At 57.9% G+C, this 13,795-nt stretch carries 14 protein-coding genes; all 14 read left to right on the top strand.

Annotated elements, in window-relative coordinates; translation table 11 throughout:
* The first annotated feature begins 126 nt into the window (after nt 1-126).
* The 14 genes from tsf (at nt 127) to rnhB (ending at nt 13,757) form a co-directional block, all read left to right on the top strand.
* The gene (gene tsf / locus ACQKPC_RS21110) at nt 127-933 is read left to right on the top strand and encodes a translation elongation factor Ts (protein WP_427626126.1); all 807 of its coding nucleotides are present in this window, start codon (nt 127-129) and stop codon (nt 931-933) included.
* 210 nt (nt 934-1,143) lie between these two features.
* Entirely contained in the window at nt 1,144-1,887 is a 744-nt protein-coding gene (gene pyrH, locus ACQKPC_RS21105) for a UMP kinase (RefSeq protein WP_003172271.1), read from the top strand.
* Complete coding sequence (gene frr / locus ACQKPC_RS21100; protein ID WP_007907979.1) at nt 1,884-2,441, top strand: ribosome recycling factor; 558 nt, start codon at nt 1,884-1,886, stop codon at nt 2,439-2,441. Before pyrH ends, frr begins: the two co-directional genes overlap by 4 nt.
* Before the next feature lie 13 nt (nt 2,442-2,454).
* Complete coding sequence (uppS, locus tag ACQKPC_RS21095; RefSeq protein ID WP_427626125.1) at nt 2,455-3,210, top strand: polyprenyl diphosphate synthase; 756 nt, start codon at nt 2,455-2,457, stop codon at nt 3,208-3,210.
* Nucleotides 3,210-4,016 (top strand): phosphatidate cytidylyltransferase, encoded by an 807-nt coding sequence (locus tag ACQKPC_RS21090; RefSeq protein ID WP_427626124.1) that lies wholly within the window; start codon nt 3,210-3,212, stop codon nt 4,014-4,016. The genes uppS and ACQKPC_RS21090 overlap by 1 nt, the downstream gene beginning before the upstream one ends.
* A complete protein-coding gene (gene ispC / locus ACQKPC_RS21085) occupies nt 4,013-5,203 on the top strand; it encodes a 1-deoxy-D-xylulose-5-phosphate reductoisomerase (protein ID WP_427626123.1) in 1,191 nt (396 codons plus the stop codon). The genes ACQKPC_RS21090 and ispC overlap by 4 nt, the downstream gene beginning before the upstream one ends.
* Nucleotides 5,204-5,255: 52 nt before the next feature.
* A complete protein-coding gene (rseP, locus tag ACQKPC_RS21080) occupies nt 5,256-6,608 on the top strand; it encodes a sigma E protease regulator RseP (protein WP_123501160.1) in 1,353 nt (450 codons plus the stop codon).
* 72 nt (nt 6,609-6,680) lie between these two features.
* Nucleotides 6,681-9,056: an outer membrane protein assembly factor BamA gene (gene bamA, locus ACQKPC_RS21075; protein ID WP_427626122.1), complete on the top strand. Its 2,376-nt coding sequence runs from the start codon at nt 6,681-6,683 to the stop codon at nt 9,054-9,056.
* Between the two features lie 45 nt (nt 9,057-9,101).
* Nucleotides 9,102-9,605, top strand: coding sequence for an OmpH family outer membrane protein (locus tag ACQKPC_RS21070; RefSeq protein ID WP_007907155.1), 504 nt, complete (start codon nt 9,102-9,104; stop codon nt 9,603-9,605).
* Between the two features lie 3 nt (nt 9,606-9,608).
* Nucleotides 9,609-10,664 (top strand): UDP-3-O-(3-hydroxymyristoyl)glucosamine N-acyltransferase, encoded by a 1,056-nt coding sequence (gene lpxD, locus ACQKPC_RS21065; protein WP_427626121.1) that lies wholly within the window; start codon nt 9,609-9,611, stop codon nt 10,662-10,664.
* Nucleotides 10,665-10,772: 108 nt separating this feature from the next.
* Nucleotides 10,773-11,213, top strand: coding sequence for a 3-hydroxyacyl-ACP dehydratase FabZ (gene fabZ, locus ACQKPC_RS21060; RefSeq protein WP_007907157.1), 441 nt, complete (start codon nt 10,773-10,775; stop codon nt 11,211-11,213).
* Nucleotides 11,210-11,986, top strand: a complete 777-nt coding sequence (gene lpxA / locus ACQKPC_RS21055; RefSeq protein ID WP_063342640.1) for an acyl-ACP--UDP-N-acetylglucosamine O-acyltransferase — start codon at nt 11,210-11,212, stop codon at nt 11,984-11,986. Before fabZ ends, lpxA begins: the two co-directional genes overlap by 4 nt.
* A 2-nt stretch (nt 11,987-11,988) precedes the next feature.
* Entirely contained in the window at nt 11,989-13,116 is a 1,128-nt protein-coding gene (lpxB, locus tag ACQKPC_RS21050; RefSeq protein ID WP_008072670.1) for a lipid-A-disaccharide synthase, read from the top strand.
* Nucleotides 13,116-13,757 (top strand): ribonuclease HII, encoded by a 642-nt coding sequence (gene rnhB / locus ACQKPC_RS21045; RefSeq protein ID WP_427626120.1) that lies wholly within the window; start codon nt 13,116-13,118, stop codon nt 13,755-13,757. The genes lpxB and rnhB overlap by 1 nt, the downstream gene beginning before the upstream one ends.
* Nucleotides 13,758-13,795 lie beyond the last annotated feature (38 nt).

The following is a 13,795-nucleotide window of genomic DNA, read 5'->3' as shown; positions in this document are numbered from 1 at the left end:
GGTACAGGCAGATCGCCTGGCTGATGGCCAGAACGTGCCATTCGTTGAAACTCAGATCGAACGAGCTACCTCGGTGTCCGGACGTGCCAAAGGCGCAAAGAACTGCGCGAGCGTACTGGCGAAGGCATGATGGACTGCAAAAAGGCCTTGACCAAGGCCGGCGGCGACATCGAAAAAGCCATTGATGACATGCGTGCTTCGGGCGCCATCAAGGCAGCCAAGAAAGCTGGCAACGTTGCCGCTGAAGGCGCGATCGCTCTTAAAGAAGACGGTAAATCCGCCGTTCTGCTGGAAGTGAACTCGCAGACCGACTTCCTGGCTTTGCAGGATGATTTCAAGGCATTTGTTGCTTCCAGCGTAGAAAAAGCGTTCGCTGACAAGCTGACTGAAGCTGCTCCGTTGATCGAAGCTCAAGAAGCTGATCGCCTGGTACTGGTCGGCAAGGTTGGCGAAAACGTCAATATCCGTCGCCTGGCTCGTGTTGAAGGTGATGTTGTTGGTGGTTACCTGCACGGCAACAAGATCGGTGTTGCAGTTGTCCTGAAAGGCGGCACTGTTGAGTTGGCCAAGGACATCGCTATGCACGTAGCGGCGACCAACCCTGAATTCCTGCTGCCGTCGGAAGTTTCCGCTGAAGCGATTGAGCGTGAGAAGGGCGTGTTCCTGACTCTCAACGCTGACAAGATCGCCGGCAAGCCAGAAAACATCGTTGAAAACATGGTCAAAGGCCGTATCAGCAAGTTCCTGGCTGAAGCGAGCCTGGTTGAGCAGGCGTTCGTCAAGAACCCTGAAATCAAGGTCGGCGAACTGGCCAAGAAAGCCGGTGCAGAAATCGTTTCTTTCACCTACTTCAAAGTAGGCGAAGGCATTGAGAAGCCGGTCGACAACTTCGCTGAAGAAGTTGCTGCCCAACTGGCTGCTGCCAAGCAATAAGACGGTTTTTTAACTGTCGCCCTGAAGAGGCTGCCCGCTCACGCGCGCAGCCTCTTTTCAGATGGGGATGCCAATTTATTTGGCTTCTCGTCGGAACTGGCTTACAAAGCCGTGTTCCGATGGCGCTGTGATAGCGTCAAGCTAGAGTGAACGCAGGCTGCAAACAGCCCGCAAAGAATTTTTTAAAATACGCCGCAGGAGAGATTCGCAATGGCTCAGCAGGGCAGTGGTTATCAGGCTCGCTATAAACGCATTCTACTCAAGCTTAGCGGCGAGGCCCTGATGGGCTCGGAAGAGTTCGGGATCGATCCGAAAGTTCTGGATCGCATGGCGCTGGAAGTTGGCCAACTGGTCGGCATCGGTGTTCAGGTTGGTCTGGTGATCGGCGGGGGTAACCTGTTTCGCGGTGCGGCGCTCAGCGCGGCCGGCATGGATCGGGTCACTGGCGACCACATGGGCATGCTGGCCACTGTGATGAACGCCCTGGCGATGCGTGATGCGCTGGAACGTGCCAATATCTCGGCCATCGTGATGTCGGCCATTTCCATGGTTGGCGTGACCGATCACTATGATCGCCGCAAAGCCATGCGCCACCTGAACGCCAAGGAAGTCGTGATTTTTGCGGCCGGTACCGGTAATCCGTTCTTCACCACGGATTCGGCAGCTTGCTTGCGTGCAATCGAAATCGACGCTGACGTCGTGCTCAAGGCAACCAAGGTCGATGGCGTTTACACGGCTGATCCATTCAAAGACCCGCATGCCGAGAAGTTCGATCATCTGACTTATGATGAAGTACTGGATCGCAAGCTGGGCGTGATGGATCTGACGGCTATTTGCCTGTGCCGCGACCACAAGATGCCGTTGCGCGTATTTAACATGAACAAGCCCGGCGCCCTGCTGAACATCGTACATGGCGGCGCTGAAGGGACTCTGATCGAGGAAGGCCAACAATGATCAACGAAATCAAGAAAGACGCTCAAGAGCGCATGAAAAAATCCGTCGAATCGCTGGCGCACAACTTCGGCCGTATTCGTACGGGCCAGGCGCACCCAAGCATTCTGGAAGGTGTCATGGTTCCGTACTACGGCTCCGACACGCCGATCAAGCAAGTGGCTAACATCACCGTGAAAGACGCCCGTACCCTGCAAGTGGTTGCCTTTGAGCGCAACATGCTGGGTGCCGTCGACAAAGCCATCGGTAGCGCGGGTCTGAACCTCAACCCGACCAACCTCGGCGAGTTGCTGCTGATCTCCATGCCGGCCCTGACCGAAGAAACCCGCAAGGGCTTCACCAAGCAGGCTCGCGATGTCGCTGAAGATGCCCGCGTTGCGGTACGCAACATCCGTCGTGATGCGAACAGCCAACTCAAGGATCTGGTCAAGGAAAAGGAAATCAGCGAAGACGAAGAGCGTCGCGCTACTGGCGAAATTGATGATCTGACCAAAAAATACGTGGCTGAAATTGACGCGAATTTGGCGCAGAAAGAAAAAGACCTGATGGCCGTATAAGGGTCACGTTTTAATGGATAAGACAAAGCAGACTGCGCCGTCCGCGGTGCCGCGCCATGTCGCGATCATCATGGATGGTAATAATCGCTGGGCGAAAAAACGCTTTATGCCGGGTGTCGCCGGGCATAAAGCGGGCGTGGATGCGGTGCGTGCGGTGATTGAGGTGTGTGCCGAGGCCAAGGTCGAAGTACTGACCTTGTTCGCCTTCTCCAGTGAGAACTGGCAGCGCCCGGTAGATGAAGTCAGTGCCTTGATGGATTTATTCTTCAAGGCGTTGCGTCGCGAGGCCAAGCGTCTCAACGACAACAACATCAGTTTGCGCATCATTGGTGATCGCTCGCGTTTTCACCCGGAGCTTCAGGCGGCCATGCGCGAAGCCGAGACGATGACTGCCGGTGACAACCGCTTTGTCCTGCAGATCGCTGCCAACTACGGCGGTCAGTGGGATATCGCGCAAGCCGCGCAGCGTCTGGCCCGTGAAGTTCAGGCCGGGCATCTGCGTCCGGAGGACATTACCCCCGAGCTGTTGCAAACCTGCCTGGCGACCGGTGATCTGCCGTTGCCAGACTTGTGCATCCGTACCGGTGGCGAGCATCGCATCAGCAATTTCCTGCTGTGGCAGCTGGCTTACGCCGAGTTGTACTTCTCCGACCTGTTCTGGCCGGACTTCAAACACGACGCCATGCGCAATGCGCTAGCCGATTTCGCTTCTCGCCAGCGTCGCTTCGGTAAAACGAGCGAGCAGGTCGAGGCTGGAGCCCGGGTTTAATGCTTAAACAACGAATCATCACGGCACTGATTCTGCTGCCGATTGCCCTGGGCGGGTTTTTCCTGCTCGAAGGGTCCGGTTTTGCGCTGTTCATCGGGCTGGTGGTGACGCTTGGGGCGTGGGAGTGGGCGCGGTTGGCAGGTTTCGCTGCTCAGTCGATTCGCCTTGCCTATGCCGCTGTGGTCGCGTTGATGCTGTTTTTCATGCATATCCTGCCGGGGCTCGCGCCTTGGGTGTTGGGCGCTGCAGTGCTCTGGTGGGGCGTGGCCACGTATCTGGTGCTGACCTATCCCCGGTCCAGCGAACATTGGGCCAGTGCTGCCTGCAAACTGGTGATCGGTTTGTTGATTCTGTTACCGGCGTGGCAAGGCCTGGTTCTGATCAAGCAGCAGCCCTTGGGTAACTGGCTGATCATGGCGGTGATGGTGCTGGTCTGGGGGGCTGATATCGGTGCGTACTTTTCCGGTCGGGCCTTCGGCAAACGCAAGCTGGCGCCACAGGTCAGCCCTGGCAAGAGCTGGGAAGGCGTGTACGGCGGCTTGCTGGTGAGTCTGATGATTACAGCAATCGTCGGTTTTGTGCGGGACTGGAGTTTCGCTCAGATGCTGATGGGGCTGTTCGGTGCCGCAATAATCGTGTTCATTTCGGTGGTGGGCGACCTCACCGAAAGCATGTTCAAGCGCCAGTCGGGGATCAAGGACAGCAGTAATCTGCTGCCTGGCCACGGCGGCGTGCTGGACCGAATCGATAGCCTGACGGCGGCGATTCCGGTATTCGCCGTGCTGCTGTGGATGGCCGCACCGTGAGCCGCCCACAACAGATTACCGTGCTGGGGGCGACCGGTTCGATTGGTCTGAGTACCCTTGACGTCATCGCTCGTCATCCCGAGCGTTATCAGGTTTTCGCCTTGAGCGGTTTCACTCGTTTGAGTGAACTGTTGGCGCTGTGTGTGCGTCATGTGCCGCGCTTCGCCGTCGTGCCGGAATCTGGCGCTGCCCGACGCTTGCAGGACGATTTGCGCGCGGCCGGTCTGTCGACCCGGGTTCTGGTAGGGGAGGAGGGCTTGTGTCAGGTCGCCTCCGATCCGGAAGTCGATGCGGTAATGGCGGCTATTGTCGGTGCGGCGGGCTTGCGTCCGACTCTGGCGGCGGTCGAGGCTGGCAAGAAGATTCTTCTGGCCAATAAAGAAGCGCTGGTGATGTCCGGTGCGCTGTTTATGCAGGCTGTGCGCAAAAGCGGTTCAGTGCTGCTGCCGATCGACAGCGAACACAACGCGATTTTCCAGTGCATGCCACAGGATTTCGCTCGTGGACTTGGCGCGGTCGGGGTGCGTCGGATTTTACTGACAGCCTCTGGCGGCCCGTTCCGGCAGACGCCCATGGCCGAACTGGAGCATGTTTCCCCCGAACAAGCGTGTGCCCATCCGAATTGGTCCATGGGGCGCAAGATTTCAGTGGATTCGGCCAGCATGATGAACAAAGGGCTCGAGCTGATCGAAGCCTGCTGGCTGTTCGATGCCACGCCGTCCCAGGTCGAAGTGGTGATTCACCCGCAGAGCGTGATCCATTCACTGGTCGACTACATCGATGGTTCGGTATTGGCGCAGTTGGGCAATCCGGACATGCGCACGCCGATCGCCAATGCCCTGGCCTGGCCGGAACGAATCGACTCGGGGGTTGCGCCGCTGGACCTGTTTGCCATCGCTCGCCTGGATTTCCAGGCGCCCGATGAGGAACGTTTTCCGTGCCTGCGCCTTGCGCGTCAAGCCGCCGAAGCTGGCAATAGCGCGCCGGCCATGCTCAATGCCGCGAATGAGGTGGCTGTGGCGGCGTTTCTCGACGGGCGGGTTCGCTACCTGGAAATCGCGAGTATTATCGAGGAAGTGTTGAACCTCGAGCCTGTGGTTGCAGTGAATGATCTCGAGGCAGTGTTTACGGCTGATGCGAAAGCACGGGTACTGGCCGGGCAATGGTTGAGCCGTCACGGGCGATAAGTGCTGCAATACGTTGCCCCATGCAGCACTGATAGGATTGCGGAGAAAGTACATGAGCGCGCTCTATATGATTGTCGGCACCCTGGTAGCGCTGGGTGTGCTGGTCACCTTCCACGAGTTCGGCCATTTCTGGGTCGCACGTCGCTGTGGGGTCAAAGTGCTGCGTTTCTCCGTGGGCTTTGGCATGCCGTTGTTGCGCTGGCACGACAGCAAAGGCACTGAGTTCGTAATCGCCGCCATCCCGTTGGGTGGCTACGTGAAGATGCTCGACGAGCGCGAAGGTGAGGTCCCGGCCGACCAGGTCGATCAATCCTTCAATCGCAAATCTGTCCGTCAGCGCATCGCCATCGTCGCGGCCGGCCCGATTGCCAACTTTCTATTGGCAATGGTGTTTTTCTGGGCATTGGCAATGCTGGGCAGCGAGCAGGTGCGGCCGGTTATCGGCGCGGTAGAGTCTGGCAGTATTGCCTCCAAGGCAGGTTTGAGCCCGGGCCAGGAAATCATGGCCATCGATGGCGAGCCAACCTCCGGCTGGGCTGCGGTGAACCTGCAACTGATCCGTCGTCTGGGCGAGAGCGGTGCCATTCAATTGCTGGTCCGCGAACAGGGCTCCACGGTGGACTCGCCCCGTGAGCTGGTGCTGGACAAGTGGCTCAAGGGGGCTGAGGAGCCAGATCCGATTCGCTCGCTGGGCATTCGTCCTTGGCGTCCGGCGTTGCCACCCGTCCTGGCCGAATTTGATCCGAAAGGGCCGGCTAAGGCTGCCGGCCTGAAAACGGGTGACCGCTTGTTGGCCCTTGATGGCAAGGCGCTGGACGACTGGCAGCAGGTAGTCGACATCGTCCGTATGCATCCGGATACCAAAATCATGCTGCGCGTCGAGCGCGATGGTGCTCAAATCGACGTCCCTGTGACGTTGGCCGCTCGCGGCGAGAGTAAATCGCCCAGTGGTTATCTGGGCGCCGGGGTGAAAGCGGTCGATTGGCCACCAGAGATGATTCGCGAAGTCAGTTACGGTCCGGTGGCTGCGATTGGCGAGGGTGCCCGACGCACTTGGACCATGAGTGTACTGACCCTCGATTCGCTCAAGAAAATGTTGTTCGGTGAGCTCTCGGTAAAAAACTTGAGTGGACCGATAACCATTGCTAAAGTGGCGGGCGCTTCTGCCCAGTCGGGCGTCGCTGATTTCCTGAATTTCCTTGCTTATCTGAGTATTAGCCTTGGGGTTCTGAATTTGTTGCCCATTCCTGTACTGGATGGGGGGCATTTGTTGTTTTATCTGATCGAGTGGGCGCGTGGTCGTCCCTTGTCGGATCGGGTGCAAGGTTGGGGGATACAGATCGGTATCAGTTTGGTGGTCGGGGTGATGTTACTTGCTCTGGTTAATGATCTGGGCCGACTGTAACGCTTCGCTGAATTGCGAATCTGCCGCATTTTGCGGCAGTTTTTATTGCCAGTTGGAATAAGAAAGGACTTCATGAAACGTCTGCTGCTAACTGCGGTTCTCACCGTATTGATGATCGCCGAAGTTCACGCCGAGTCCTTCACTATCTCTGATATTCGCGTCAATGGCCTACAGCGGGTCTCCGCGGGTAGCGTCTTTGGTGCCTTGCCGTTGAACGTCGGCGAACAGGCGGATGATCGTCGCCTGGTGGAATCCACTCGTGCGTTGTTCAAAACCGGGTTCTTTCAAGATATCCAGCTGGGTCGCGATGGCAACGTCCTCGTCATCACTGTAGTCGAGCGTCCGTCGGTCGCCAGTATCGAGATCGAAGGCAACAAGGCGATCTCCACTGAAGACCTGATGAAGGGCCTCAAACAATCCGGTCTGGCCGAAGGCGAGATCTTCCAGCGCGCCACCCTTGAAGGTGTGCGTAACGAGCTGCAGCGTCAGTACGTCGCTCAGGGCCGCTACTCCGCTACCGTCGATACCGAAGTGGTGCCACAGCCGCGTAACCGCGTGGGTCTGAAGGTCAATATCAACGAAGGCACCGTTGCAGCTATCCAGCACATCAACGTGGTGGGTAACACTGTTTTCCCTGATGAAGACCTCATCGACCTGTTCGAACTCAAGACCAGCAACTGGTTGTCGTTCTTCAAGAATGACGACAAGTACGCTCGTGAAAAACTCTCCGGTGACCTGGAGCGTCTGCGCTCCTACTATCTGGATCGCGGCTATATCAATATGGATATCGCTTCGACCCAGGTGTCCATCACCCCGGACAAGAAACACGTCTACATCACCGTCAACGTCAACGAAGGCGAGAAGTACACCGTTCGTGACGTCAAGCTCAGCGGTGACCTGAAAGTCCCTGAAGACCAGATCAAGTCCCTGCTGCTGGTTCAGAAAGGCCAGGTGTTCTCGCGCAAGCTGATGACCACCACGTCTGAACTGATCACCCGTCGCTTGGGTAACGAGGGTTACACCTTCGCTAACGTCAACGGCGTGCCTCAGCCTCACGATGACGATCACACGGTCGATATCACGTTCGCTGTCGATCCGGGCAAGCGTGCTTATGTGAACCGTATCAACTTCCGTGGCAACACCAAGTCCGAAGACGACGTGCTGCGTCGTGAAATGCGTCAGATGGAAGGCGGTTGGGCTTCGACTTACCTGATCGATCAATCCAAGACCCGTCTGGAACGTCTGGGCTTCTTCAAGGAAGTCAACGTCGAGACGCCGGCCGTGCCCGGTGTCGATGACCAGGTTGATGTGAACTACAGCGTTGAAGAGCAGGCGTCCGGCTCGATTACCGCCAGCGTCGGTTTCGCCCAGAGTGCCGGTCTGATCCTTGGTGGTTCGATCACCCAGAACAACTTCCTGGGTACCGGTAACAAGGTCAGCGTCGGTTTGACCCGCAGTGAATACCAGAGCCGCTATAACTTCGGTTATGTCGACCCGTACTGGACTGCTGACGGTGTGAGCCTGGGTTACAACGCTTTCTATCGCACCACCGACTATGACGACCTCGACGTCGACGTGGCCAGCTATGCCGTAGACAGCCTGGGTGCGGGCGTGAGCGTCGGCTACCCGATCAGTGAGACTTCGCGCCTGACCTTCGGCCTGACCGCGCAACAGGACAAGATCAAGACTGGCCGATACACGGTTGATGAGATTTTCGACTTCGTTAATCAGGAAGGCGACAATTACCTGAACTTCAAGGCCTCGGCCGGTTGGTCCGAGTCCACGCTGAACAAAGGTGTATTGGCGACCCGTGGTCGTTCCCAGAGCCTGACTCTGGAAGCCACCACCCCTGGCAGCGACTTGTCGTTCTTCAAACTTGATTACCGTGGCCAGTTGTTCCAGCCATTGACTGAAAACTACACCATGCGCCTGCACACTGAACTGGGTTACGGCGATGGTTACGGTTCGACCGACGGCCTGCCGTTCTATGAAAACTACTATGCTGGTGGTTTCAACTCGGTTCGTGGCTTCAAGGACAGTACCCTTGGTCCTCGCAGTACGCCAAGCCAGGGCACTAACCCGGGTACGTCTCGAGATCCTGACCAGGATCCACTGCCATTCGGTGGTAATGTCCTGATCCAGGGCGGTGTTGAGGTTCTGTTCCCTCTACCGTTCGTCAAGGATCAGCGTTCCCTGCGTACTTCGGTATTCTGGGACGTGGGTAACGTGTTCGACTCGACGTGCAAAGAGACCAGGAACGCTGACGGTTCGAAGTCCAATACGCAGTGCAACGACATTAGCCTGAGCAACATGGCCAGTTCCGTTGGTATCGGCGTGACATGGGTTACCGCGCTCGGTCCTCTGAGCTTCGCACTGGCGATGCCGGTCAAGAAACCGGATGACGCTGAAACTCAAGTGTTCCAATTCTCCCTCGGCCAGACGTTCTAAGCATCTGACCCAAGATAACGACAATGGATTTTGTAGGAGTGCATCGTGCGTAAGTTGACTCAATTGGTTCTCCTGGCGACCGTACTGGTTGCAGGACCGGCTTTTGCCGATATGAAAATTGCCGTACTGAATTATCAGATGGCACTGCTGGAATCTGACGCGGCGAAAAAATACGCCGTGGATGCCGAGAAGAAGTTTGGCCCGCAACTGACCAAGCTCAAGAGCCTGGAAAGCAGCGCCAAGGGTATCCAGGACCGTCTGATGGCCGGTGGCGACAAGATGCAGCAAGGCGAGCGCGAACGTCTGGAACTCGAGTTCAAGCAAAAGGCCCGTGATTTCCAGTTCCAGTCCAAGGAATTGAACGAAGCCAAAGCCGTTGCCGACCGTGAAATGCTGAAGCAGCTCAAGCCGAAACTGGACAGCGCTGTGGAAGAAGTCATCAAGAAAGGTGCCTTTGACCTGGTCTTCGAGCGTGGCGCAGTGATTGATGTCAAGCCTCAGTACGACATCACTCGCCAGGTTATCGAGCGCATGAATCAGCTGAAGTAACCCATGACAGCGACTATAAAGCTCGGCCAGTTGGCCGAGTTCCTCGGCGCCACCTTGCGTGGCGACCCGAAGAAAGCAATTACTGGGCTAGCCACTTTGCAAGAGGCTGGCCCAGCTCAGTTGAGCTTTCTGGCAAATCCTCAATACCGTAAATACCTGGCTGACAGTCGGGCCGCAGCCGTATTGCTGAAGGCCGCTGACGCAGAAGGTTTTGCCGGTGATGCGCTGGTGGTGCCGGATCCGTATCTGGCCTACGCGCGCGTTTCCCACTTGTTCGATCCCAAACCCAAGGCGCCTGCCGGTATTCACCCGACAGCGGTGGTGGCAGCGGATGCAGTGGTCGATCCAGCGGCGAGCATCGGTGCCTTTGCGGTCATCGAAAGTGCAGCGCGTATTGGCGCAGGTGTGACCGTTGGAGCTCATTGCTTCATCGGTGTGCGCTGCGAAATCGGCGAAGGCGGCTGGTTGGCCCCGCGCGTCACGCTGTATCACGATGTGCGCATCGGTAAACGGGTGGTGATTCAATCCGGTGCCGTGCTCGGCGGTGAAGGCTTCGGTTTTGCCAACGAGAAAGGTGTCTGGCAGAAAATCGCCCAGATCGGCGGTGTCTCGATCGGCGATGACGTGGAAATAGGCGTAAATACCGCTATCGATCGCGGCGCACTGGCCGATACCGTTATCGGCAATGGTGTGAAGCTCGACAACCAGATTCAGATCGCTCACAACGTCCAGGTCGGTGATCACACTGCCATGGCCGCCTGTGTGGGGATCTCCGGCAGCACCAAAATCGGCAAGCATTGCATGCTCGCCGGTGGCGTAGGGCTGGTGGGACATATCGAGATTTGCGACAACGTTTTCCTGACCGGGATGACCATGGTGACCCACTCGATTACCGAGCCGGGTTCCTATTCTTCCGGTACGGCGATGCAACCGGCAGCCGAATGGCGTAAAAGCGCGGCCCGTATCCGTCAGCTTGATGACATCGCGCGACGTTTGCGACAGCTGGAAAAGCGTGTAGGGGACGTGACCCCTGGCGGTAATGCTTCATCAGATGGCTGATACCATTTCCATATCAAGTGTGCACAGCCGCTAGACTGCCTCCTTGATTTGCTAGAGGAGTGCGCGTCAGTCGCGCGCTCCCAATCTTTACATAGGCTTCCCCCCGAAATGATGGACATCAACGAGATTCGCGAATACCTGCCTCACCGTTACCCGTTCCTGCTGGTGGACCGGGTCGTGGATCTGGATGTGGAAGGCAAGCGCATTCGCGCCTACAAGAATGTCAGCATCAACGAACCGTTCTTCAATGGTCACTTCCCTGCGCATCCAATCATGCCGGGCGTACTGATCATTGAGGCGATGGCTCAGGCTGCCGGGATCCTTGGTTTCAAAATGCTCGACGTGAAGCCTGCCGACGGCACGCTTTATTACTTCGTCGGCTCCGACAAACTGCGCTTCCGTCAGCCTGTGCTGCCGGGCGATCAGTTGATCCTGGAAGCCAAGTTCCTGAGCTGCAAGCGTCAGATCTGGAAGTTCGAATGCCAGGCTTCGGTCGATGGCAAGCCAGTCTGCTCCGCTGAAATCATCTGCGCGGAACGCAAACTATGAGTTTGATTGACCCTCGCGCAATCATCGATCCGACGGCCATTCTGGCCGACGACGTCGAAGTCGGCCCTTGGTCGATCATCGGCGCAGGTGTGGAAATCGGCGAGGGGACAGTGATCGGGCCGCATGTGATTCTCAAGGGCCCGACCCGAATCGGTAAGCACAACCGCATCTACCAGTTTTCTTCGGTAGGCGAGGACACGCCCGATCTGAAATACAAGGGCGAAGAAACCCGTCTGGTCATCGGTGACCATAACGTCATTCGCGAAGGCGTGACGATTCACCGCGGGACCATTCAGGACCGTTCGGAAACGACCCTGGGCGATCACAACCTGATCATGGCCTACGCCCACATCGGTCACGACAGCGTTATCGGCAACCACTGCATCCTGGTCAACAACACCGCGTTGGCGGGCCATGTACACGTTGAAGACTGGGCGATCCTGTCCGGTTTTACCCTGGTTCACCAGTATTGCCACATTGGCGCCCACAGCTTTTCCGGTATGGGTACTGCCATTGGCAAGGACGTTCCAGCCTACGTCACGGTTTTCGGCAACCCGGCCGAAGCCCGCAGCATGAACTTCGAAGGCCTGCGCCGTCGCGGTTTCAGCGAAGATGCGATCCACGCGCTGCGTCGTGCCTACAAGGTGGTTTACCGCCAGGGCCTGACGGTCGAGCAGGCGCTTGTCGAGCTGGCCGAACCCTCGCTGCAGTTCCCGGAAGTCGCGGTGTTCCGTGACTCCATCCAGTCTTCGACCCGCGGCATCACCCGTTAACCATGGCCAATTTGCGTATTGCGCTGGTGGCGGGAGAGGCTTCCGGTGACATTCTGGGTGCGGGCCTCATGCGCGCACTCAAGGTTCAGCATCCGGCGGTCGAGTTCATCGGTGTCGGCGGTCCGCTGATGCAGGCCGAAGGCTTGACGTCGTATTTCCCGATGGAACGCCTTTCTGTCATGGGGCTGGTGGAAGTGCTGGGCCGTTTGCGCGAGCTGTTGGCACGTCGCAAGAAACTGGTCGCAGACCTGATCGCCGAGAAGCCGGACGTGTTCATCGGTATCGATGCCCCGGACTTCAACCTCAATATCGAACTCAAGCTGCGTCAGGCCGGGATCAAGACCGTGCATTACGTCAGCCCGTCGGTCTGGGCCTGGCGACAGAAGCGGGTGCTGAAGATTCGCGAAGGTTGCGACCTGATGCTGACGCTGTTCCCGTTCGAAGCTAAATTTTATGAAGAGAAGGGCGTGCCGGTGCGGTTTGTCGGCCATTCCCTGGCCGATGCGATTCCGCTTGAGGCTGATCGCGCCGCAGCGCGGGCCGAACTTGGCTTGCCGGATGGGCCGCTGGTCGCCCTGATGCCGGGTAGCCGGGGTGGTGAGGTCGGGCGCCTTGGTGCGCTGTTCCTCGACACCGCCCAGCGCGTGCGTGCCATGCGCCCGGGCGTACGGTTCGTCATGCCATGCGCGAGCCCGCAGCGCCGGGCCCAGCTTGAAGAGCTGCTGGCCGGTCGTGATCTGCCACTGACCTTGCTCGACGGCAAGTCCCATCTGGCCCTGGCTGCTTGCGATGCCGTGTTGATCGCTTCGGGCACCGCTACGCTGGAAGCCTTGTTGTACAAGCGGCCGATGGTGGTCGCTTATCGCTTGGCACCGCTGACGTTCTGGATTCTCAAACGGATGGTGAAGAGTCCCTACGTCTCGTTGCCGAATCTGCTGGCCCAGCGCCTGCTGGTGCCGGAGTTGTTGCAGGACGATGCGACGGTTGAGGCCTTGGCCCAGACCCTGTCGCCACTGATCGAAGGTGGCCAGGAGCAGACCCGAGGCTTTGACGAAATCCACCGAACCCTGCGCTTGGACGCCTCCAATCAGGCAGCGGACGCGGTACTGAACCTGATTGGCAGAGCATAATGAGCAAAGCAAGCAAGCAGCTGGGCCTGGATTTTATGCTGGTCGATGAGGTTGTAGATCTGGTGGCGGGTGTCGATGAAGTCGGTCGCGGCCCGCTGTGCGGTGCGGTGGTGACGGCGGCAGTGATCCTCGATCCGGGCCGCCCCATCCTGGGCCTCAACGATTCCAAAAAGCTCACCGAAGCCCGTCGCGAAGCGCTTTACGACGAAATCTGCGAAAAAGCCCTGAGCTGGTATGTCGCTCGGGCTGAAGTAGAAGAAATCGATGAGCTGAACATTCTTCACGCCACCATGCTGGCCATGCAGCGTGCTGTCGAGGGGCTGCATATTCAGCCGAAACTGGCGATGATCGACGGCAACCGTTGCCCGAAGCTCTCGATGCGCGCCGAAGCGGTGATCCAGGGTGACGGCAAGGTGCCAGCCATTGCCGCGGCATCGATTCTGGCCAAGGTCAGCCGTGATCGAGAAATGGCGGCATTCGAACTGATTTATCCGGGTTACGGGATCGGAGGCCATAAAGGCTACCCGACACCCGTTCATCTGGAAGCGCTGGCCCGCTTGGGGCCGACCCCAATCCATCGTCGCTCGTTCGCCCCGGTACGCTTGGCGTATGAAGCGCGGGAAAACCTGATCGGGAGTTAGTCGCAGGCTGATGTTTTACTCAAGGCCCGGTACAATCC

Origin of the sequence: Pseudomonas sp. NPDC089918 (assembly GCF_050280605.1) — a bacterium.
Taxonomy (GTDB): Bacteria; Pseudomonadota; Gammaproteobacteria; order Pseudomonadales; family Pseudomonadaceae; genus Aquipseudomonas.
The sequence above is the reverse complement of the archived record's forward strand: the minus strand, read 5'-3'. Positions and strand labels throughout refer to the sequence as shown.